Below are 23069 nucleotides of genomic sequence, written 5' to 3'. Positions count from 1 at the left end.
CGAAACGCCAGCAGTCGTTGATCATCGCGCGCCGATGCCATCCCGGGCTCGCGGATCAGGCGCCCCGCGAGTCCAGGATGGCACGTGCGGCGGCAAGGCCGGTCTGGAGGGCGCCATGCGCCGTCGAGAAATCCTGCATCGAGCAGGCCTCGCCGGCAAAGAAGAGCCTGCCATCGACACCCCCGGCGAGGACCGCCCGCGCCGCGGCATGGCCGGGCCGCGCGTGGCTGTAGGAGCCTCGCGCAAAAGGCTGGCGCCCCCAGCGCGATTGCGCGATCGGCTCCAGCCGGCGCCTGATCCCGGAGCCGAACAGCCCGGCCAGTTCGTCGCGCGCGAAAGCGGCAAAGGCATCGCCATCGGCCTCGAACTCGCGCGCAGCCTCGCCACCGACGAAGCCCTCGATCAACGGCCGCCCGAACGGCCGCAGATGATAGGTCGCCGTTCGTTTCACGGACGGATTGCCCAGGACCTGCGTATCCGGCTCGAAACCGTCGCAATCGGACAGTTTGAAGATGATCTTGTCGGCCAGCCCCAGCGGAAGTGCGCCGGCGGCATCGATATGATCCGAGGCCCGAGGCGGCAGGCGGATCGCGCCGGAGGCCAGCACATCGGTCGAGACCGTGACGATGACGCGCTCGGCTTCGACCTCGCCTCGCGCGCTGGTCAATCGCAAGGTGCGGCCGGAGGCGTCGATGCCGGTGACCGCTATGTTCAACGCGACCGGCACGTCCTTCGCCGCCGCGGCAACGAGGCTGCCATAGCCCTCGGTCACGCGCCAGTTCACGCCGGTCTCGGCGTCGGCATAGGCGAGATAGTCGCGGATCGAGAGCTGCTCCAGCTCCGTGCCGTTGATATAGGTGCTGAGAGCCTCGAGATAGGGCGTCCAGCGGTCGTTTGGGTCGAGAAGGTCGGAGGCGCGGTCGCTGCCGGAAGGGGCCTCGCGCAGGCGCTGCTCGAAACGGGCGAAGGCGGCCCGCGCAGCACGCTGGTCGGCTTCCGGAAAGCCGAGATCGCGAAACTGGACGCCCCATGGCGGCGTGGTCCGGTCGATATGAAAGCCGAGTTCGGGGGCGAGCGCAGCCCAGCCATTGCGATCCGCCGAGTGGAGCCAGCCGCAGCCGAGGTCGAAAGGCAGGCCGTCATGGAAGGCAGTGTGTGCCCGTCCGCCGATCCTGTCCGTCGCCTCGATCAGAAGCACGTCGAGCCCGGACGCGGCGAGATGCCGGCCCGCTGCGACACCGGCCGCTCCGGCCCCGACGATCGCGACATCGAGCGGCTTCATGCGCTGCCTTCCCGTGGCGCGGCGCCGAGTTCCAGCCAATCGAGCTCTTCCTCGAGCCGGTGGAAGGCGTCGTCGCCGATGGTGCCGCGCTTCCGTAGCTCGAATGCAGTCTTGCGCGCGACCGCGAGCGCAGTCCGGCGCAGGGCATTATGGTCGGTGTCGAGCTGCGCGGCCCGTCCGGTCTGTTCCAGCATGTCGCGATATTCCTGCCGGATCGCCGCCGCAGCCGCCGGCTGCGCGCCGTCGAGCGATCCGATCGCGGCCTCCAGCGCGGCCTTCCGCGCCAGCGCGAACTCGCGGTCGACCGGGTGATCGTCGCTCATCGCGAGATAGCGCAGCAGCGGCGCCAGCGTCAGCCCCTGGATCAGCAGCGTGCCGACAACGACGGTGAAGGCGCAGAGCAGAATGAGATCGCGATAGGGAAAATCGGCGGGAAGGGCGAAGGCCGCCGCGAGGGTTACGATGCCGCGCATGCCGCACCAGGCGACGACGACGCTGCCCTTGGCGTTCTGGAGAGACGTCGCCCTTTCCCTCGCATCCGCTGAGCGGCCCGAGACCAGAAGGGCAAGCCCCCGATAGGTCGCGACCCATGTCAGCCGCACTAGTATGACGGTCGCGAGGACGGCGAGCGCGATCCAGGCGTAACCGACGCGCTGCGCGGCGTCGAACCCCTCGAGGATCGGCCGCAACTGCAGCCCGACCAGCACGAAGGCGAGAACCTGGAGCACGAAGACGGTCGTCTCCCAGACCGCATAGGACGGGATGCGCAGCCGCGCGCTGGTCACGGCCGGAGCGGTCCGCGCGAGCATGATACCGTAGACGACGACGGTGATGATCCCGGACAGATGCAGCCGTTCCGCCAGGATCCAGACGCCGAAGGTCGTGATGAACTGCACGATGATGGCACTTGAGATATCCCGGAACAGCACGAGCAGCCGCACGGCGGCGAGGCCGAGCAGCGCACCGAGAACGATGCTGCCGACCGTGACGAGCGCGAAGGCCGGCAAGGCGCTCGCCGCGCTGAAACTGCCGGCTGCGACCGCCCCCACCGCCAGGCGGTAGATCAGCAGCGCGGTCGCGTCGTTCAGCAGGCTCTCGCCTTCGAGGATCACGACGATGCGGTGCGGCGGTCGCACCCTGCGCAGGATCGCCGTCGCGGCGACGGCGTCGGGCGGCGCGACGATCGCGCCCAGCGCGATCGCGGCGGCCCAGGGCAGGTCCGGCGCGAACCAGCGCGCCACGATGGCGACGACGGCCGTCGTGACGCCGACTGCGATGAAGACCAGGCTGGATACCGGCAGCCAGTTCCGGCGCAGATCGCGCGGCGAGCTGTCGAACGCCGCATCAAGCAGGATCGGCGCGACAAAGAGGGCCAGAACCAGCTCCGGATCCAGCGTGATGCGCGGCGCGTTGGGAATCAGGGCGAGAGCCGTCCCGCCGATGGCGAGCACGACCGGATACGGGATGCCGACCCGTCGCGACGCCGCCGCGAGGATGACGGCCCCGAACATGATGGCGAGGAGCGACTCGAACAGAACCATGCCCTGCGAGTGTATCGCCGATTGCTGCGGTGTCGACAGACGTCGCAGCAATGACGGACCGACGCGCGCAGGCGGACATGAACTGCACTATGACTGTCAGGCTACCGGCAAGGCAGCGGCAGTCGCCGGCCGGATCGACGGCAGCCTTCCATCACGGCCTGCATGTCGACCTCGGCTTCGGCAGGCGCGCCGTGCTCGGCCGCCGCCCTCAAACAGGAGAGCCGCCTCAGTCTCGCGATCTTGAATAGCCATGCGAACCGCCGTCATTCTCCAAGCCGGCGATTTCATCCTTCCCTCGATCAAGCCTGGTCGCCAGAATCTCCCGCGAGTGCTCGCCCAATGCTGGCGGCGGGGTTCGGATGGGCAAGCGTTCGCCGTCGAAACGCCATGGCGGCGCCAGGACATGGGTCAGCCCCGCCTTGAAATGTGGGAAGGCCTGGACCATCCCGGCTGCGCCAGTCCGCTGCGAGGTCAATGCCTCCGTCAGCCCCAGCACTTCGCCGCAGGGGATACCGGCCTGCGCCAGCGCGGTGAGAAGATCGCTGCGATTGCGCGCTTTCAGCTCTGCTGCAAGAATCGACAGCAGCTCCGCGCGGTTGATCGAGCGCTGGAGATTGGTCGCGAAGCGCGGATCCTCCGCGAGATCCGGCCGGCCGATGGCATCGCGGCAGAAGCGTGCGAATTGGGCATTGTTGCCGATGGTGATGACCAATGGGCCGTCGGCCGCCTCGAAGACGCCATAGGGCACGATCGAGGGATGACTGTTGCCGTATTTCGGTGGATCCTCGCCTTTTTGCAGCGCTTCGAGCCCGTAATAGGACGTGAGGGTCAGGCCGGAATCGTAGAGCGAGAGCTGGATATGGCGGCCGAGGCCGGTGCGTCCGCGCTGCACCAGCGCCGCCAGGATCGCTTGCGCGGCCGACATGCCGGTGAAGAGGTCGACGACGGCGACGCCTAACTTCAGCGGCCCCTGCCCAGCCTCGCCATTCATCGCCATCAGCCCGGATTCGCCCTGGATGACGAGGTCGTAGCCGGGCCGCCCGGCTTCCGGGCCATGGGCGTCGTAGCCGCCGATCGAGCAATAGATCAGCCCCGGATTCAACGCCTTGAGCGCCTCGTAGCCGAGGCCGAGACGTTCCGCGCCGCCCGTCTTGAAATTCTGGATCAGGACGTCGCTGTCACATGCGAGGTCGCGGGCGACGGCCTGCCCGGCCGAACTCTGGAGGTCGAGGCCGAGCGAGCGCTTGTTCCGGTTGACGCTGTTGAAATAGGTGGTCCCGCTTTCGCTGACCCGCAGGCCCCAGTCGCGCGTATCGTCGCCGCGCTCGGGGTGCTCGACCTTGACGACGTCGGCGCCGAGATCGCCGAGGACCATGCCGCTCAGCGGCCCGGCGAGAACCCGCGAGAGATCGAGGACCTTAATACCGGCGAGGGGCAGGTCGTCATTCATGCGCAACCCTTTCCGGAAGAGACCAGATCCGCGGCCGGTCGGCTCCTGGCTGCTTGCCGACGCAGCCAGCACCTTCGCATCGATGTTAGACTCGCTCGATCGCGACCGCGATGCCCTGACCGACGCCGATGCACATCGTCGCCAGCGCGCGCTTCTTAGCCGTGAGCGACAGTTCGAGCGCGGCGGTGCCGGTGATGCGGGCGCCGGACATGCCGAGCGGGTGGCCGAGCGCGATCGCCCCGCCATTCGGGTTCACATGCGCGCCGTCCTCGGCGATACCGAGCTCGCGCAGCACCGCGATGCCCTGCGAGGCGAAGGCCTCGTTCAGCTCGACGATGTCGAAATCAGCAGGCTTCAGGCCGAGCCGCTCGCAGAGCTTTCGCGTCGCCGGGATCGGCCCGAGCCCCATCACGCGCGGCGCGATGCCGCCGGTCGCCCCGCCCAGAATGCGCGCGATCGGCGTCAGCCCGTATTTCGTGGCCGCCTTCTCCGAGGCGATGATCAGCGCCGCGGCGCCGTCATTGACGCCGGACGCATTGCCGGCGGTGACCGTGCCGCCTTCCTTGCGGAAGGGTGTGCCGAGCTTGGCGAGCTTCTCCAAAGTGGTGTCGCCGCGCGGATGCTCGTCGCTCTCAACGCGAATGGGGTCGCCCTTGCGCTGCGGGATCAGCACCGGGACGATCTCCTTGGCCAAGCGGCCGTTCTGCTGGGCGGCAACCGCCTTGAGCTGTGAGCGCAGCGCGAAGGCGTCCTGGTCGGCCCGGCTGACATGGCAGTCGGCGGCGACGTTCTCGCCGGTCTCCGGCATGGAATCGACCCCGTACTGCGCCTTCATCAGCGGATTGACGAAGCGCCAGCCGATCGTGGTGTCGTGGATCTCGGCATGGCGGGAGAAGGCGCTGTCGGCCTTGGGCATGACGAAGGGCGCGCGCGACATGCTCTCGACACCGCCGGCGATCATCAGTTCGGCCTCGCCGGCCTTGATCGCGCGCGCGGCGGCGATGACGGCATCCATGCCGGAGCCGCAGAGCCGGTTGATCGTCGTGCCCGGCACCTCCTTGGGCAGGCAGGCGAGCAGCAGCGACATGCGCGCGACATTGCGGTTATCCTCGCCCGCCTGGTTGGCGCAGCCATAGATCACGTCGTCGACCGCGCCGAAATCGACGCCGGGATGGCGCTCGACCAGCGCCTTCAGCGGCACCGCTCCCAGATCGTCCGCCCGAACCGACGACAGCGAGCCGCCGAAACGACCGATCGGCGTGCGGACATAGGCGCAGATGAAGGCTTCGGTCATTCCGGTCATCCCTGTTTTTCGCTGGCGCGCGTGTCCCGCGTCGCTCATGCGCTCTGGAGGTTCATGTCCTTGCGGATTGCCGCAGCGATGGCGGCGAGCTTCGGCCCGACGCTGTCCCGCAGCAACTCGGGCGGCAGCAGCCCGGCGGGGCCGCCACAGTTCAAGGAGAAGCTGAGCGGCCCCGAGCCGAGCACGAGCGGCACGCCGACGGCATTGACGCCCGGCTTCCAGTCCCCGAGCGAGAGCACGAAGCCATGCGCTTCATAATCGGACTCGGCCGTCTCGACGGACTTGCGCAGCGATCCCCGCCCCCCTTTTTGCGCGAGGGCATCCAGCAACAGCGTGCGTTCGGGCGACGGCAGGGCGACGAGATAGGCCCGGCCCATGGCCGATGTCGCGAGGCTGATATGCGAGCCGACCTCGATACCGATATGCAGCGGGCTGTCGCCGCGACAGTGCTCGATATAGATCATGCCTGGGCCGTCGCGGGCACCGAGCGCGACCGAGACTCCCGTCTCGTCGGCGAGCTTCTGCATATAGGGCCGCGCCACATCACGGACGGCAAACCCACCAAGCGCACTGAAGCCGAGCGACAGCGCCCTGATCGAAAGCCGATAGCTCGCCGTATCGCGCTCGTAGGAGAGAAAGCCCAGGCTCGCCAACGTATAGGTCAGGCGAGAAATCGTCGGCTTCGGCAACCCGGTGCGGCGCGCGAGCTCCTGATTGCCGAGCCGGTGTTCGCCGGGCCGGAACGCCTGCAGCACCTCAAGTCCACGCGCCAGAGCCGTGACGAACTGCTCTTCCTTGACCGCCGGAGCGCCGGGTTCCCCCGCGAGGGCGACCTCGCGCTTTCTCATGCTCGCTCCCCGCGGACCGACCGCCCAGGAATGGGCCGCTTCCACCGGGGCGGCAGCATGGAGCCCAGGTCTCGCCAGTTGTCCGATCGACGGGAGCAAAGAGAGGGGCAAAGCATTTCTTATTTCGTATTCCAAAATAATATTTCGGACATTGACAGTCTTTCTAGCGGATGCAAATGACGCAGACAACGCCAGAATTTAATTTTGGGATGCGAAATAATGGCGCTCGATCAGGACGTTTTCGATCTGCTGCTGGACACCGTGGCCCGCTTCGTCGCCGAACGACTGCGGCCCCTGGAGGACGAGGTCGCCGAGACCGACCAGGTGCCCGCGGGCATCATGGACGAGATGCGCAATCTCGGCCTGTTCGGCCTGTCGATTCCGCAGGATTATGGCGGGCTCGGCTTGAACATGGCCGAAGAGGTCCAGGTTGCCTTTCGGCTCGGCGGGACATCGCCGGCCTTCCGCTCGCTGATCGGCACCAATAACGGCATCGGCTCGCAGGGGATCGTCATCGACGGCACGGAGGAGCAGCGGCGGAGCTGGCTGCCCCGGCTGGCTTCGGGCGAGATCATCGGCTCCTTCTGCCTGACCGAGCCGGAAGCCGGCTCCGACGCCGGGTCGTTGCGCACGATCGCGCGCCGCGAGGGCGACGACTACCTCATCCGCGGCACGAAGCGCTTCATCACCAATGCACCCGAGGCCGGCCTCTTCACCGTCTTCGCCCGCAGCGATCTCGACAGCCGCGACGCGCGCGGCGTCTCCGCCTTCCTGGTCGAGGCGACGGCGCCCGGTATCACGCTCGGCGCCAACGACCGCAAGATGGGGCAGAAGGGCACCCACACTTGCGACGTGAACTTCGACGATGTCCGCGTGCCGGCGGCGAATATCATCGGCGGTGCGGCGCGGCTCGGCCAGGGCTTCAAGACCGCGATGAAGGTCCTCGATCGCGGCCGCCTCCATATCAGCGCGGTCTGCGTTGGCGTCGCCGAGCGGCTGATCGCCGACAGCCTGCGCTACGCCATGGAGCGCCGGCAGTTCGGCCAGCCGATCGCCGAATTTCAGCTCGTCCAGGCGATGCTCGCCGACATGAAGACCGAAGCCTATGCCGCCCGCTGCATGGTCGAGGAAACCGCGCGGCGCAAGGATCGTGGCGCCGAAGTCTCCACCGAGGCGGCCTGCTGCAAGATGTTCGCGAGCGAGATGGTCGGCCGTGTCGCGGACCGGGCGGTCCAGATCCATGGCGGCGCCGGCTATGTCGCGGATTTCGGCATCGAGCGTTTCTACCGCGACGTCCGGCTGTTCCGGATCTACGAGGGGACGACGCAAATCCAGCAGCTCGTCATCGCGCGCAACATGATCCGCAACGCGCGCTGATCGCAGATGACCCCGGCGCTCCATGCCACCGTGCAAGCCCCGATCAGGCCGTCCGAAACGCCTTCCGACAGGCTCTGCGGCGAGCTGACCCCGGCCGCCACGGAACCTTGATGTCGCGTTCAGGAGAGCCAAGCCGGCCATTCTAGGCTGCGCATTCGGCGCCGGCTGGCGTCTCCGTCCCAGGTTCGGGCCGGGCCGGGCGATCGCTCCAGAGAGTGATTGCGCTGCAGGGGCTGCCGAGCGAAAACGGGAAACCGGATAAGGGAATCGTTTTACGGGGCTGCCGCCTGCGGCCTGGAAGGTCAGATGGTCACACGCGCCGAATTGGCATCGGGGGTGGAACGGGCGTTCCTCGATCACGGCTATCAGTATCTGACGATGTCCGCGCTCGCCGATGCCATCGATGTGACGCGACGGACGGTCTACAACTATTTCGGCTCGAAGGAGGAAGCGTTCCGGTTCCTCATCGAGGATGCCAATGCCCGCGCGGTGGCCGCCGGGCTGACAGCCGGCCGTGCATGCCTCGATCAGGGGCAGGATGTCGTCGAGATTTTCGCCACGATCCTCGATGTCCGCTACGGCGACAACCGCCGCCGCGTCGGCAAATCACCGCATGCCGTCGAGATCAACGACCAGGCCTTCCGCCGCTGCCGCGATCTCATGATCGCCTCCGCCATCGCCTTCCAGGTAGAGCTCGCCGCTTTCATCAGGGAACTGGAAGCTGCCCGGAGGCTTCGGCTCAAGCCGGAGGTTGATGCCGATAGCCTGGCGCAACTGCTCGCCGATGGCGCGCGCGGGACCAATCAGAGCCTGCCGCCCGCCGATCCCGAGACGCTCAAGCTGCGCTATCGCGCCATGGTCGGCGCGATCCTGTACGGGGCCGCGGCCCAACCCTGATCCCCGACCCCGCCGCCCCTGTCCGGCTTAGGCCGTCGAGCCTCGGCACCGAACGGCGACCTGCTCAGATCATTGGTCGCGGCATCGGATTCCCACGACCTGAACATCCGCGTGAGGAGCGTTTCCCGGCAGTGAAGCATCGCCGCTCGCCGATTCCGCGCTTCTCAAATTCATCAGAATTGTGCAATCTGGTCTCGCACTGACGTCGCGGACAAGCGCGCATCAGGGGAGTGGAGCGGGCATGGCGACGATGGAAGACCGGATTGCGCATCTGCTCGCGCACCGGGACTTCGATGATGTCGCCCATGGCCTCGCAAGCGGTTTCCTCGCCGTACAGGAAGCCGCACCTCGATTGGCCTCGCTGTTTTCCACGCAGCAGCGCTGGCTGATGTCGCATGTGGCTCTGGCGCGCTATTTCCATGCGGTGCGAGCGGGCAGGCCGGGCCTGTCCCGGCGTGAATTCCTCGACGACCTCCAGCCTTTCGCGTTGTCGAGCCGCAATACGGCGGCGGCCTTCTTCGACGAAGTTCTCCATTACGGCATCGTCCACCCGGCTGCGGCAGCCGGCTGGGCAAGCGACCTCGTCGTTCCCGCACCCGCGACGCTATCAGCCCTGGCGGAATGGTTCGCAATCCATCTCGGCGCGCTCGACAGGCTCGACAGCGGCGGCAGGCTCGCGCGCTTGCGTCAGGACCAGGAGCCATTGCTCGCCACCCTGCAACCGCTGGTCGCGGCCGCGCTGCTCGGCAACACCACGATCCGGACGCTTCCGCCAAGCTACGCGATCTTCGCCTTGATCGATGACGGCGGCAGCCTGATGGACCGCCTCATCGCCGGGCTCGATATCGCCGCGCCACCGCAGGCGCGCGCGCCGACGCATATCACCTCCATCTCAGCGCTGGCCCGGGGGCTCGGCCTCTCGCGCACCCATGCCGGCCGAACCATCGCCGCCGCAGCCGCGATCGGCGCACTCGGCTGGGATGGAGCCCCCGGCCGATCCAGGCTCTGGCTCTCCCGGACGTTCCGCAACGAATACGCGCGGGTGCAGGCCACCAAGCTGGCCATCATCGCGGACGCCTTCAGCACGGCGACCGTAAGAGCCGATGATGCATCGGCCAGTCCGCCTCGCTGACGGCGAAAGCGCACCGTCGCGGACCTGGTCAGGGGCGCTCGCCGAGCAGGGTGAAATTCGCCAGGCTGATCAGGTGGGCGTGGATCGGCACGAGATAGCCTTTGCGCCGCAGGTCGAGCCAGGTCTCGCCGGGCAGCGCGTTGAGCCGCTCCTCCGAGATCGCGGAAAAGCCGCTATAGCTCGAGGTCGCGCCGTCGGCGGCGCGGATATCGATATTGATCGTCTGGAACAGGTCGAGCGCCTTCAACTCGGCGGTGAAGGCTGCCGTCGCCTTCGCGGCTTCCGCATATTCGGCGACGAAGCCGATGACGCGCTGCAAGGCTTCCGCCGGTTCGCCGTCTTCCCCGAAGAGCCGCTCTCCGGCATCGGCCTGGAGCCCCGCATAGCCGCCATCGACGCAGATGATCTGCTGCTCGGCGGAAACGTCGCCCCCGATGAAGGGATAGCGCCGCAGATAGGCCGGCGCGTGATGGCCGCGCCAGCGCCCCTCGCCGTCGACGAAGCGGCTTTCGCCCGGCCGCATCCCGACCATGAAGAGCGGCGAGAAGGTGCCGCCCTCGTCCAGGAACAGGATCGGCATGTCGCGGCAGCCGGGCACGAATTCCGCCGTCAGAGCCGGCAGGACATGGGCCTGGGCCGCGAAGGCATAGGGCTTGTCGACGGCCGCCAGGCGCGCTTCGCGATGCGTGTTCCGGTCGAGTGCTGCGATGCTGGAATAGAAAAGCGGCAGAGGGGCCATGGTCTCGTCCTGCTGGCGATGGCTTGGTGTCAGATGGTCTTGCGCAGCGTCAGGCGGAAATAGAGCTCCGCATCGCGCTGGAGCGCGGAAACCCGCTCGAGCGGGCGCCCGATTCCGCCCTCCAGCGTCGCCCAGTCCAATGGCCGCCAGATCAGCCCGGCACCGATCGACGTGGCGCGCGCCGTCAGGTTGGGATTGGCATAGGTCCGGCCGTGGTCGAGGAAGGCGAAGGCCTCGAACTGCTTCAGGACGTCCGGCAAGGTGTAGTGGAGCTCGGCCTGGCCGTAGAAGCCTGAATTGCCGAAAGCCGCGCCGATCGGATAGCCGCGCACCGTTGTCGGACCGCCGATCTGGAAGATCTGGTCGCCCGGAAGCTGCGTCTCGCCGGTATATTGCCAGGCGCCGACCAGCGTGCCGTAGACGTCGTCGCCGATGCGCCAGACCGAAGCCGTGTTGCCGGTCCAGACCGTGTAGTTCCGCCGCGTATCGGCCAGCATATCGTGATGGGCGATCTGCCCCCAGTTCACCGTGGAGGAATGGTTCAGGCTGGCAAGGTTGACGTTCAGCGCCGCGCCCACGCTGGCCCGGGTGTAGCGGGTATCGACGGTGGTGAAGTCGAGCTGCTTGCTGCGTCCCGCTCCGAAGCCCGCCGCGCCCGTTGCCTGCAGGAGAACCGACTCGGTCGCGAAGATCGGCTGCGACAGGGTCAGCGACGCGCTTTCCGACACGCCCTCCGGCCGCAATTCGCGGATCGCGCCGTTGACGATGTGATAGCCCGAGCGCGTGAAGCTGACGCCGAGCCTTGTGCCCCAGGGCGAGACCGGCAGCGTATAGCTGCCGGTGCCGACGATGCTGCCGCGGGCGCGCGAGCCGTAGAAGACCAGCCGATCGTCGATGCCGAGCAGGTTGCTGTGCTTCAGGAAGAGCGTGCCCTGGTAGCGACCCGTCGAGAGCACGCCCTGATTGTCGAAGGCGATCTGGGCGAGGTTGCGCGGCGCTTCCGTCAGGGCGAGATCGAGATCGGTGAGGCCGAAGCTGGCGCCGGCATTGAGCTGCGCCCGGATCTGCGCCTCGTTGAGCCGGTTGAAGATCGAGACGGCACGGTTGAGCTCAGGCGTGTCGACCACCTCCCCTTCGGTGACCGGCACTTGCGAGCGGACATACCAGGGCCAGCTCTGGACCGTGCCAGAGACCGAAACCTTGCCGACCCGTCCCTCGACGAGGTTGATCTTGAGCACGCCGCCGGTCAGCTTCTGCGGGGGCAGCACGGCGCTGGCCGTGATCTGGCCCTTCCCGGCATAGAGATCGTTGACCGCCTGCAGGATCTTGCCGATCTCCGCGAGATCGACCTTGCGCCCGACATAGCGCGACCGGATGGCACCGAGTTCGGCCGCATCGAGAAAGCGCGAAGCATCGAAATCGATGCGCGTCAGCACGACGCTCGCGCCGCCGGCCGGGAATTCGAGCCGCGGACCGGCCGGCGCCGCGACGACGCCGGGGCCGCTCTGGCGCTGCGGGGCGGTGCGGCGCTCGATCTCCAGCCGCTGGCGCTCGGCCTCGTTCTCGATCGTGCGCGAGACGATCTGGGCGGACGCGGAGCCGGCTGCGCAAGCCAGCAGAATGACCCAACCGAGGCGCCAGGCAGCGCGCCGTGACCGCCTCAAGGCCGATCCTCCGTCTCATCCAGATTGACCGGCGGTTGGCCGGGCTTCATCGAAGCCACGAAATCGAGGGGCTGCCCCGAGGGAACGCCGCGCCAGCCGCCCGTGCCGGCCCAGAAGCTGCGCCAGTTTCCGCCCGTGCCGAAGCTGAAGCCGCTGCCGGCGACATCCCCCGCAGCATCGTTCAGTAGGGCACCCAGCCGTGGCAGGTCGCGCGTCAGCGAGGTTCCAGCCGAGGGCGGGATATCGACCGCGTCGGCGTCGAAGCGAATGATATAGGCGTTCGTCATCAGCTTCGCCCCGTTCAGATCGAGATAGAACGGGCGTCCCCTTGCATAGAGCTGCACGTCATAGGCGAAATCCGGCGCCAGCGTGCGGTTGTTGGTGAGGACCGTCATCGACGGTGTCTCGATCACGAACGCTCCCGGAATGAAGGCCTCCGCAATCCCGATCTTGCCCGCGGTCGTGATCAGAGTGCCGTCGGCCGCAGCGATACGGCTCGCCAGAATCTCGCCTGCCTGGACGTTCAGATCGACCCGATCGGCGCTGCGGTCGCGGAAGCCGGTGATATCGAGCGCCAGCGGCAGGCCGCCGCCCGGGAAGTGAGCGATATCGGCCGTAATCTGCGTGCCCGTGATGACGATGCTCTCGCCGGCGCTGAAGCGGCCGAGCCGAACCCTATCCGGAGCGCCCGCGACGAGCCGGCGCGACGCGCCGTCGACGATCCTGATCGAGCCCTGGCCGCTGCGCCCGGCCAGGAAGGCCAGCGTATCGCGTGCCGTGATCGTCCCGCCCTCGATGTCGCCTGCGGCCATGAGCACGGCCGAGCCGCCGGCATCGATGCTCGACGCAACCACGCCTGCCTGGTTCGAGAGCAGGCGGATATTCCCGCCGGCCAGAAGCGTTCCGATCGTTACGGCCCCAACCGCTTCGGCATCGACATTCCCAGCGCTCGTCAGGGCTGTCGCCGAGACCGTGCCCGCCGTCGACCGGATGGAAAGATCTCCCCCGGCACGGGCCGTGCCGAGGAGGATCGCCCCCGAAGCGCGCAACCCGAGCGTTCCGCCAGCCATCATGCCGGCGATGTCGAGCGTGCCCGCATGCGTGGAGACGTCTGCCGCCCCGCCGGCCGTCAGGCTGGTCGTGACCGAGATCGGCCCCGCCGCCGTCAGCGTGGCCCCGCCCGCCGCGTCGATCGTGCCGGCGGTGATCCCGGCCGTGCTGGAGACCGCCGAGAACGCGCCAGACGTGGTCGTCGCGCTGGTCAGGCCGATCAACCCGGTCGCTTCGAGCGAGGTCGCGCCGCCTGCGGTGAGGCTCGCCAAGGTCAGTGCACCACTCTGCGCCGTCATATCGGCCGTGCCGCCGGCGAGGGCATTGCCGGTCACCCCGATCGAGGTCGCCGCCGTCAGTGCGAGATTGCCCGCGACATCGAGGCCGGCCAGCGACAGGTTCGCGCCCGTCGAGGTCACGCGGAAGTCGCCAGCGGTCGTCCTGGCATCGCCCAGCGTGATCGCGCCCGGAGCCGAGAGCGCCGAGCTCGCGCCAACGGTCAGGCGGGCGATGTCGAGCGTGCCCGTCTGCGTGGAGACCTCCGCCGCACCGCCGGCCGTCAGGCTGGTGGTGACTGAGATGGGCCCTGCCGCCCTCAGCGTGGCCGCGCCCGCCGCGTCGATCGTGCCGACCGTGACCCCGGCCGTGCTGGAGGCTGCCGAGAACGTGCCCGCCGTCGCCGTCGCGCTGGTCAGGCTGATCAACCCGGTCGCTTCGAGCGCGGTCGCACCGCCTGCGGTCAGGTTCGTCAGCGTCAGGGTACCGTTCTGCGCCGTCACATCGGCCGCGCCGCCCGCGAGAGCTGTGCCGGCGACCTCGATCGAGGTCACCGCCGTCAGTGCAAGATTGCCCGCGACATCGAGGCCGGCCAGCGACAGGTTCGCACCCGTCGAGGTCACGTTGAGGTCGCCGGCGGTCGTCCTGGCGTCGCCCAGCGTGATCGCGCCCGGAGCCGAGAGCATCGCGCTTGCACCGACCGTCAGCCGGGCGATGTCGAGCGTGCCCGCATGCGTGGAGGCATCCGCCGCCCCGCCGGCCGTCAGGCTGGTGGTGACCGAGATCGACCCTGCCGCCCTCAGCGTGGCCGCGCCCGCCGCGTCGATCGTGCCGACCGTGATCCCGGCCGCGCTGGAGACCGCCGAGAACGCGCCGGATGTGGTCGTCGCGCTGGTCAGACTGATCAACCCGGTCGCTTCGAGCGCGGTCGCGCCGCCAGCGGTGAGGCTCGCCAAGGTCAGTGCACCACTCTGCGCCGCCATATCGACCGTGCCGCCGGCGAGGGCAGTGCCGGTCACCCCGATCGAGGTCGCGGCGGTGAGGTTCAGATTGCCCGCGACATCGAGGCCGGCCAGCGACAGGTTCGCGCCCGTCGAGGTTACGCTGAGGTCGCCAGCCGTCGTCCTGGTGTCCCCCAGCGTGATCGCGCCCGGAGCCGAGAGCGTCGCGCTTGCGCCGACGGTCAGGCGAGCGATGTCGAGCGTGCCCGCATGCGTGGATACATCCGCCGCCCCGCCGGCCGTCAGGCTGGTCGTGACCGAGATCGCGCCGGCGGCCGTCAGCGTGGCCCCGCCCGCCGCGTCGATCGTGCCGGCCGTGATACCGGCCGCGCTGGAGACCGCCGAGAACGCGCCAGACCTAGTCGTCGCGCTGGCCAGGCTGATCAGCCCGGTCGCTTCGAGCGCGGTCGCACCGCCTGCGGTCAGGTTCGTCAGCGTCAGCGTCCCGGCCGTGGTCGACAGAGCTGCCCCTCCGGCCGTCGTTGCGGTATCGACCGCCAGGTTGCCGCCGGCGACGAGATTGGCTGCCCCGGCATCGGCCAGCAGGCTCGTGACATGCGTCGCTCCCGACGAGGCGAGATGGATGTCGCCGCCGAGGCTATGGGCCGAGAGCGTCGAGGCCGCGAAGGTCAGGGCCGCGGCCGTGCTGCCGAGATCGACGCCGGCCTGAAGAGCGATCGCGCCGCCGGTACTGCCGGCGTCCAGCAGCGTTCCCGCATCGCCGTTAGCGAGGATCGAGCCCGCGGCCGTGATCATGATCGAAGCCGTGCCGGCAGGTGCGGCGAGCGCGCTCGCGATATGGCCGAGCTTGATATCGCCCCCGGAAGCAAGGCTCGCCCGGCCCGCCGCCTGGATGTCGATGCCGTTGCTCATGACGATCCTGGCGCCGCTCAGCGCGATCGCGCCGGCCGAGGAGCGCAGCGCGCCGAGGACATCGATCTCGCCGTCGGCCGTGGCCGTGAGACCATTCGCGGCGCTGATGGCGCCCAGCCGCAACGCGCTCGGCGACTGGCCGGAAATCGTCGGCGCCGCGAGCCAAGCCTCACCGCCGATCTGGCCCGACACCGACCCGCTGGCCGCGGTCTGCAGGCCGAGCGCCGCGGAGGCCGAACCGACATTGCCGGTGGCGTTGAGCTGGACGGAACTCGCCGAGATCGCGATGCCCGGCAGATAGCCCTGGATGCCACCGCTGCGCGCCGTCAGCGACGCCGTGCCCGAGGCGAAGATGCGGCCGATCTCGGCATTGCCGGCATTGGCGACGAGATAGGCATCGCCCGCAGCGGCCGAGGCGGAGACCAGCCTGCCGCCGATCTGGTAGGTCAAAGGCGTCGCCGCCGAACCGATGCCGCCGCCGCCCGCGGCCAGCACGAGGTCGCCGCCGCTCTGGATCTGGACAGGGTTGCGCGGCGTCGTCCCGTCGGCCTGCGTGCCGACGACGATGCCTTGCGGCGCCTGGAGGTTGATCGTGCCGGTCGCCGAGATCTGCCCGATCGTCAGCGTTCCGCCGGCCGCCCGCGGCGTGCCGGACGACTGCACGTTCGTTGTCGCCTGGACATAGGCATCGCCCTGTGCCGAGGCCGAGAAGGTGCCGGTCGCGTTGATGAAGAGCGGCGCGGTCTGCTTCACGTCGACGCGGGTGAGCGTGACGCCGGCGGGCACGTTGCCGAGATCGGTCACCTCGACGAGGCTGCCATCCTGCCTCTGCCCCATGATCTTGACGCTGCCGGCCGTGGTCGCGACGGAGAGAGCGGCAAGCTGTGCGTCGGTGACCGAACCGCTGCGGATCGCGTCCAGCGCCACCTGCATGTCCGGTGCGAGCGAGCCGATGCTGCCGGCGATGTTGAACGTAATATCGTGACCGACGACCAGCGCCGTGCCGTTGCCGACGACGCCGGACGCGGGCTGCAAGGCGGATTTGTTGATCGCCGAGATCAGTTGCCGATCGGTCCAGACGGCATCCCCCGCGATACGGGTCGCAAGGCCGGGAGCAGCATCGGAAGCGGCCGCGCTGAAGCTGAAACCATTGTCCGCCGTCGCCGGATTGAAGCGCGCCTGGCTGGCCCAGCCGCTGCCATAGGCCATCTCGAAGACGCCGGAATAGGCCGCATAGCGCGAAGCCGCGTAGTCCTTCACCTCCTGCGCGCTCGCCGCATGGCCGAGCGCGGCATCGGCGAAGGCCTGGTAGAGCGGGATCGCGCTGTCGCTCAGCGTGAAGACCTTCTGGCTGACGCCGCCGACGGTCTGGGTGCTGAGGCTGCCGTTGCGAACCAGCGCGATGTACAGCCCGTAGCTCTGCGTCACCTGCTTCTCGAAGCTGGCGACGCTGGCCAAAGCCGCGGCATCCGCGCCATCCGCCGAGGTCAGCTTGAGCGAGCGGGAGACCTGCGAGAGCTGGTCGGCGCTGAGCGCCTGCGCGGCGGTCTGGCCGGTCGCGGAGACCAGCCTGCCGGCATTGACGTCGATGCGGACATTGCCCGTCTCGCTTGCGATCTCGCCGACGCGCAGGTCGCCCGAGACCTGGGCGATGCCGATATCGCCGAGAGCGCTGACATTGACGACGCCGTCGACATAGCTGCCGTTCGGCAGCAGCGTCGCAACCGCGCGCATCTTCAGGGGATTGGCGATCGAGCCGATGCTGCCGGTATCGCTGGAGAGCGTGATGTTGCGGCCGATGACATTGGCCGAGGCCGTCACCACCGAGTCCAGGCTGCCCGTGGCGTGCACCCGGATGTCGCCATAGGTGCCGGGCGAGCCATCGGCGCGCAAGGCGGCGATACGCGCGCTGCCGGTGATGTCGAGATTGATGCCGCCGCTCCCGGTGACCGCACTGAGCTGCGCGCCCGAGGTCAGGGTCGTCGTGATCGCCTGCGCGGCGGTGCCGATGGAATCGCGGGCGTTCAGCGTCAGGTTGTTGCTGAGAAGCGAGACGTTCGGCGCCTGGGTGATGCTGCCGGCCGAGGCGGTGATCGTCGTCGAGCCGCTGGGGTTGACGATGTTGCCCTGGAGCAGGACCGAGCTGTTCGAATTGATGTTGACGGTGCCGGCGGCATTGCCGGCGAAGCTGATCCCGAAGCGGTTGTCGGCCTTGACCGAGGCGGTGACCTGCACGAAGGCGCGGGTCACCATCTGGTAGTTCCAGATCGCCTGCCCGGCCCCGGGCTGCGCGACGAAATCGCGATCGCAATGATTGATCGCCTGCCCGTTGCAGCCGCCGTAATGTGCCTCGTTGTTGATGAAATCGAGCTGGCCGCCGGTGATCTCCTGCGTCAGTCCGACGCCGGTCAGGCCCGGTTTGTTGGTGATGCGGCCCGATACGCCCCCGCTCGGCGCCTGCGCATTGCGCGACCACCAGTACATCCAGTCCGCGCCGGGATTGGTGCTCGGCGACTGCGCGTCGACATAGACCCAGGGGTTGCCCGAAGTACCGGAATCGTAGCGCCAGTAGGACACGAGGTCGCGCACCTGCGTGGTCTGCGGCGTCAGGCCCTCCTTCTGGAGCAGGGCTTGCTGCGTCCACTCGTAGCGCGTGCCGGCGACGGGATCGTAGCTGGCCGTGGCGCCGGCAATGAATTCGACCGGGCCGGAGGTCGGCTGGGCGCCGTTCATCGTCTTGTAGACGGCGATGCCGACGCCCGGCGTATAGGCGTAGATCTTCGTGTTCAGACCGGAGGTGATCAGCCTGTCGATGATCGTGATCTTGCTGGTGCTGGCGTTCACGCCGGCGGCGGTGCCGGTATTGATGCGGTTGGTGACGAGGTCGAGCCCCGACTGGTTGTTCACGCTGACATTGCCGAAGCCGCCATTGACCTTGATGTTGCCGAGCGTGTTCGTGCTGATGATCTGGCCGTCGAGCAGCACCGAGCCGCCGCCGGAGGACGCGTTGACATCAGCCATGACCAGGCGATCGTTCACAACGTCGTAGGAGATCGGCACGGCATTCGGTGCCGACCAGCCGCCGCCGAAGATGCTGGAGAAGCTGAGCGTGGTATTGCCGTCGCTGAGCCATTGCTGGCGGTTGCTGCGCAGGATGCTGCCGACATTCCCGCCGATCGTGCCCTGCCAGTCGGTGATCCGGCCGGCCTCGATCGAGGCGTTGATGTTGATCGTGGTCGCCTTGATCGCGACCTGGGAGCCGTAGATCTTGGTGCCGCCGCCGGCGGCGGCCGGGTTGCTCTCGCGGTAGACCTGCCGGTCCGGGATGACCATGAAGCGGATATCGTTGCCCATGTCGTAGCCGCCGGTGCAGGCATAGCCGGCATCGCCGATATAGCCGATGCAGTTGCCGTAGAACTGCATCGAGAAATTGCGCCGTGTGCCCTCGTCCTGCTTGCCGTAGAGGAAGTAGTTCAGGTTGGTCGCGCCCTGGCCGTAAGCGAGCGCATTGGCGGCGGCAAAGACCGCCTCGTCGACATTGAGCGCGTCGCCCGGCCCGCCGCCGGGATAGTAGATGGCGCCGGCATACTCCGCCTGCGGCGTCGCGCCGGCATTGTACATGCCGTTCGGCCCGTTCGAGGAGACCACGACCGCGCCGTTCGGCACGGTCGTGTTGAACTGCAGCGCGTCGATACGCTGGCCGGAGAAGCCGAAGGACCCCTGCGTGTTGTTGAGCGAGACCACGCCGGCGAGATTGGTGATATCGCCTGATATCAGCAGCCCCGGCCCCTTGCCGCTGGCATCGAGAGCGCCGGTATAGCTGTTGTCGATGGTGATGACCGGCGTGGCGTCGGGATTGGTATGGCGCGTCAGCGAGCCGCTGGAGCCGATGATCTGGCCGCCCGTCGTCTCCGGAATATAGGCGCCGCCGTCGAGGATGAGATAGGCGTTGCTGCGGTTGATGACGGTGATCGAAGGGCCGCCATTCGCCGTCAGCGTGCCGTTGCCCTCGACCCTGCTGCCGTTGACGCGGACATTGCCGCCTGCGGCATAGAGCTGGCTGAGACGCACCGCCTTGACCGGCGACGCATTGACGCCGGAGATCAGCGTGCCCGCGACCGTGGGGTCGTAATTCGCATTGATATAGGCGATCGTGTCGAAAGCCGGGTTGTAGCCGGCGGTGACCGGCGCGCCGCTGATGAAGCGGATGGTCGGCGTGTCGTTGGGGCCGCATTGCACGGAAGCTGTGGGCCCGCAGCCGATCTCGATGCGCTGGGTGTTGTAGATGCCGGCGGTCGCCGTGCCGTTCATCACCAGCGTCGAGCTCGACGAGAAGCCAGGGCTGCTCGTCCCGGAGGTCACCGGAATGAAATAGAGCTGGTAGCCATGGCCGGTGCCGTCGGCCTGGGCACTGAGCAGCCCGTCATAGGCGCCGAGGCCGACATTCTGGGCGCTGGAGATCGTGGCGCCGGAATCGATCTGGACCTTGGCGTGGTTCTGCAGATCGGTCGAGGCATCGGCGGCCGGAACCGCGATGATGCCGCGGACATAGCCGAGCGCGGTCGCCATGCCCGTGAGGCTGTTGAGGCGCAGGCCCGATCCGTCGCGGCCGGCCACCACATTCACATCGGCGAGCCCGATCAGGGACGAATTCGCGCCCACCTTGACGTCGTTGTCGGTGACGATCCTGACCTCGGCATTGGCGGCGCCGACCGTGGCCACGCCATAGGTGTTCACATAGGCGTTCGCGCGCACCAGCGCGGTCGTGTAGGTGCCGATATTGATCGCGCCGAACGAGCTCAGGGCGTCGTTACTGCCGAGCGTAACCTCATTGTCGACATGGGCGCCGTAATGCGTGGTGACGCCAGCTCCCTGCAGCAGGCCGCCGGTGGTCAGGGAGGCCGTGTCGTCGGCCGTCAGCTCGGTCCAGGCCTGGAGCAGCATCGGCCCCGGCGCCGCCGTCGGGCTCCTGCCCGCGGCGATCCCGACATTGTCGCCGAGGAGGACCTTCGAGGTGCCGGTAATATCGGTGATCGAGGTCGCGCCGGCCCCGTTGATGCCGCCACCAGCGGCCGCCTGCACGGTGTCGCCGAGGTCGAGCTGCGTGAACGCGTTGCGGCTGGTGATCGCGACCGCTTGCAGGCAGCTCGACAGGTAGCAGCCGGCCGTATCCGGGCCGGTCGCGGTGATGCGGCTGCCCGCGCCCAGCGAGGTAAGCACGTCGACGACCGCGTCGTGGCGCCCGAGCGCCGCGCTGGCGCCCACGGCCGAGGCCTGCAAGCTGTCGATCAGCGCCGCATAGCGATCGTCATGGCTCGCGGCGAGCGTGACGAGGCCGGTGTTGATCACCGCATTCTCGCCGATCGAGGTCGTCACGGTGGCGGTATTCCCGGTCCTCCCCTCCGCGCCCGAGCCGGCATAGAGCCCGCCGCTTCCGGCCTTGGCATGCGCGATCTGCGTGTCGTTGCCGCTTGCGGAGAGCGAGAAGCTGCCGGCGCCGCTCGCCGCCATGGTGGCGCCGTTGCCGAGCGAGGCCAGCGTGGTGGTGTCGCTGTCGGCCTTGGCCTTGACCGAGCCGATGGCTGCGGTGCCGGCGGCGGTGATCCCGGTCGCGGTCGCCGTCTGGACCGTGGTGTTGCTGGCGGTGATCGTGACGGTCCCCGTCGGCAGGCGAACATAGTTGCCGACCGATGCCGTCACCGAGGCCGTGTTGTGGGCCTGCGCATCGGTGCCAGTCGCGGCGACGTAATAGGCGCCGGAACCGGCGATCGCCGAGGCGGCGGCGGAGGTGCCGCCGCGGTCGAAATCGCCGGTCGTATCAGGCAATTCCGAGGCATCGCCGACCGGCGTGCCGAAGACCGAGCCTGTCGCGAGGACGGAGAGCCTGCCGGCGGAGAACTGGCTCGCCGGGAGGCTGGCATTGTCTTCGATGGCGGCGCGCACCGTCGGCGCGGCCGTGGCATTGGCGACCGCGACGCCAACGGCGAGGCCACCGGCCACCGCAGCGCCCTTGGCGAAGGCCTTGGCGTCCGGCGAGGCCGTGGCCGCGACGGTGATGGTGCCTGTCCCGACATTCGCGCGGGCGCTGGCACCGATCGTGGCGGAGACGGTCGTGTTGTCGTCGGCGTCGGCATCGGCGCCTGCGCCGGCCGCGAGCAGCCCGCCCACGCCAGCGACGGCCGCGGCATGGGCCGCGCCCGTGCTGGTCGCATTGATCGACAGGCCGGTGCCGGTGAAATTCGAGCCCGCCAGATAGCTGGCGGCAACGGTGCTCTCGGCGGCGCTCTTCGCCAGCGAGACGCCGAGCGCGAGCCCGCCTGCGACCGTGGCGCCGAAGGCGTCCGAACGCCCGGTCTGGCTGTTGAGGGCCGTGACGGTGGTCGCACCGGTCGTGGTGAGTGCGCCGCCGAGCGTCGCCGTCACCTGGTTGGACAGCGTGCCCTTGGCGACGGCAGCCCCGGCCGCGGCAGCGAGAGCGCCCGCCCCGGCCGTGGCCTCGACGCGCGCGGCGGAACCCGTGCCGTCGGTCGAGGTCGCGGTCACGCTGATCGTGCCGGTCGTGGCGGTCGTCGGAGCAAGGCTTGCGACGACGTTGTCGCCGATATCGGTATAGGCCGTTGCAGCGCCGCCGCCGGCTGCGCCACCGGCACCGACGCCGCTCGCGATATTGCTGGTCGTCGTGCGCGACAGCGAGGAGATGGCGATCGAGCCGCTCGCGATGTTGCCGCCGGACACCGTCGCCGCCGTTCGCGAGCCCTGGGAATCGAGCAGCGCCGAGGCGCTCTGCGCGGCGGGCGCGACGATGCGGCTGCGATTGGCGTTGAAGAAGCTGTATTGCTCCGCCGCATAGGCCAGCACCTCGGCATCGCTCGCGGCATGCCCGACGCTGGCGGCAGCGTCGGCGCGATAGGCGGCAAGGCCGGCGCTGCTCAGCGTCAGCACGCCGTTGCTCACCGTGCCGTTGGCGAGCAGGCGCGCATAGGCGTCGTTGGCGGCGCTGCGGATCTGGTCCGCGCTGGCATCGGGCGTGGTGGCGGTCACCGTCGCGCGATAGGCGCTGACGCCGGCATCGCTCATCAGATAGGACACCGCGCCGCCGCTCAGAGCCGTGTAGCGCTGCGCCGCCCAGTCCCGGACCTGCGTATCGGTCGGGCTGGCGATGCCGAGCGCGGTCGCGGCGGCGCTGCGCAATGCTGCGACGCCCGAGCTGGTGAGGGTCAGCGCGCCATTCGCGATGCTGCCATTGGCGAGCAACTGATTGTAGTCGGCCTGCGCCGCATCGCGCAGCGCGGCATCGCTCATCGCAGCGCCGGCCGTGCCGCGATAACTGCGATAGGCGGAGAGCCCGCTCGCGCTCAGCACGAGCGAGGCATTGCCGGCCGTAAGCTGGTCGACACGCGCGAGCGTGCCGTTGCCGCCGGCATTGAGCTCGGCGCCCGCGCCGGAGGGCGTGCCGGTGCCGACCGCGATCATCGCGACCGCCGCGCCGATGCCGACCGAGCCGCCGACGCCATAGGTCATGGTGTTGGCGTCGACGATCCGATCGGAGGTCGCCGAAGCCGCGACGGCACCGGGAGCGGACAAGACCGAGCCGGTGATGTCGGCGAGCACGCGGCTGTCGAGGCTCGCGATATTG

Annotated in this window: 11 protein-coding genes; 3 read left to right on the top strand and 8 right to left on the bottom strand. The window is 68.5% G+C overall.

Going from position 1 to position 23069, the window contains the following annotated elements:
• Positions 1–55: 55 nt before the first annotated feature.
• From JHD80_RS15425 to JHD80_RS15405, 5 genes are all read right to left on the bottom strand, one after another.
• Positions 56–1282: a flavin monoamine oxidase family protein gene (locus JHD80_RS15425; protein ID WP_199088866.1), complete on the bottom strand. Its 1227-nt coding sequence runs from the start codon at positions 1280–1282 to the stop codon at positions 56–58.
• Complete coding sequence (locus tag JHD80_RS15420) at positions 1279–2823, bottom strand: cation:proton antiporter (protein WP_199088864.1); 1545 nt, start codon at positions 2821–2823, stop codon at positions 1279–1281. The genes JHD80_RS15425 and JHD80_RS15420 overlap by 4 nt, the downstream gene beginning before the upstream one ends.
• A 226-nt stretch (positions 2824–3049) precedes the next feature.
• Positions 3050–4273, bottom strand: a complete 1224-nt coding sequence (locus JHD80_RS15415; RefSeq protein WP_199088862.1) for a CaiB/BaiF CoA transferase family protein — start codon at positions 4271–4273, stop codon at positions 3050–3052.
• Positions 4274–4358: 85 nt separating this feature from the next.
• Positions 4359–5567, bottom strand: a complete 1209-nt coding sequence (pcaF, locus tag JHD80_RS15410) for a 3-oxoadipyl-CoA thiolase (RefSeq protein ID WP_199088860.1) — start codon at positions 5565–5567, stop codon at positions 4359–4361.
• Between the two features lie 44 nt (positions 5568–5611).
• Positions 5612–6559 (bottom strand): IclR family transcriptional regulator, encoded by a 948-nt coding sequence (locus tag JHD80_RS15405; protein WP_248311575.1) that lies wholly within the window; start codon positions 6557–6559, stop codon positions 5612–5614.
• An 84-nt stretch (positions 6560–6643) separates the two neighbouring features.
• On the opposite strand from JHD80_RS15405, the gene JHD80_RS15400 reads away from it, so the two are divergent.
• The 3 genes from JHD80_RS15400 to JHD80_RS15390 all read left to right on the top strand — a co-directional run bounded on the left by JHD80_RS15400 (position 6644) and on the right by JHD80_RS15390 (position 9830).
• Positions 6644–7801: an acyl-CoA dehydrogenase family protein gene (locus JHD80_RS15400; RefSeq protein ID WP_199088858.1), complete on the top strand. Its 1158-nt coding sequence runs from the start codon at positions 6644–6646 to the stop codon at positions 7799–7801.
• A 219-nt stretch (positions 7802–8020) separates the two neighbouring features.
• Positions 8021–8698 carry a TetR/AcrR family transcriptional regulator gene (locus JHD80_RS15395; RefSeq protein ID WP_199088856.1) on the top strand — a complete coding sequence of 226 codons (678 nt, stop codon included), beginning with the start codon at positions 8021–8023 and terminating at the stop codon, positions 8696–8698.
• 241 nt (positions 8699–8939) lie between these two features.
• The gene (locus JHD80_RS15390; protein ID WP_199088854.1) at positions 8940–9830 is read left to right on the top strand and encodes a hypothetical protein; all 891 of its coding nucleotides are present in this window, start codon (positions 8940–8942) and stop codon (positions 9828–9830) included.
• 28 nt (positions 9831–9858) lie between these two features.
• Here the strand turns inward: JHD80_RS15390 and JHD80_RS15385 are convergent, their stop codons facing one another.
• The 3 genes from JHD80_RS15385 to JHD80_RS15375 are packed head-to-tail and all read right to left on the bottom strand — an operon-like array spanning position 9859 to position 23044.
• On the bottom strand, positions 9859–10569 hold the full coding sequence (locus JHD80_RS15385; RefSeq protein WP_199088852.1) for a SapC family protein: 711 nt from the start codon (positions 10567–10569) through the stop codon (positions 9859–9861).
• 29 nt (positions 10570–10598) lie between these two features.
• Positions 10599–12233, bottom strand: coding sequence for a ShlB/FhaC/HecB family hemolysin secretion/activation protein (locus JHD80_RS15380; protein ID WP_199088850.1), 1635 nt, complete (start codon positions 12231–12233; stop codon positions 10599–10601).
• Positions 12230–23044, bottom strand: a complete 10815-nt coding sequence (locus tag JHD80_RS15375; protein WP_210339903.1) for a beta strand repeat-containing protein — start codon at positions 23042–23044, stop codon at positions 12230–12232. Before JHD80_RS15375 ends, JHD80_RS15380 begins: the two co-directional genes overlap by 4 nt.
• Positions 23045–23069 lie beyond the last annotated feature (25 nt).

It is taken from the genome of Allobosea sp. ASV33 (assembly GCF_016428755.1).
GTDB lineage: Bacteria > Pseudomonadota > Alphaproteobacteria > Rhizobiales > Beijerinckiaceae > Allobosea.
This window is presented reverse-complemented; position numbering and strand designations above follow the sequence as displayed.

Excerpts from the sequence above, each read along its gene's own strand:
- JHD80_RS15425 (WP_199088866.1), bottom strand. The coding sequence starts at position 1,282 with ATGAAGCCGCTCGATGTCGCGATCGTCGGGGCCGGAGCGGCCGGTGTC.
- JHD80_RS15420 (WP_199088864.1), bottom strand. The coding sequence starts at position 2,823 with ATGGTTCTGTTCGAGTCGCTCCTCGCCATCATGTTCGGGGCCGTCATC.
- JHD80_RS15415 (WP_199088862.1), bottom strand. The coding sequence starts at position 4,273 with ATGAATGACGACCTGCCCCTCGCCGGTATTAAGGTCCTCGATCTCTCG.
- pcaF (WP_199088860.1), bottom strand. The coding sequence starts at position 5,567 with ATGACCGAAGCCTTCATCTGCGCCTATGTCCGCACGCCGATCGGTCGT.
- JHD80_RS15400 (WP_199088858.1), top strand. The coding sequence starts at position 6,644 with ATGGCGCTCGATCAGGACGTTTTCGATCTGCTGCTGGACACCGTGGCC.
- JHD80_RS15390 (WP_199088854.1), top strand. The coding sequence starts at position 8,940 with ATGGCGACGATGGAAGACCGGATTGCGCATCTGCTCGCGCACCGGGAC.
- JHD80_RS15385 (WP_199088852.1), bottom strand. The coding sequence starts at position 10,569 with ATGGCCCCTCTGCCGCTTTTCTATTCCAGCATCGCAGCACTCGACCGG.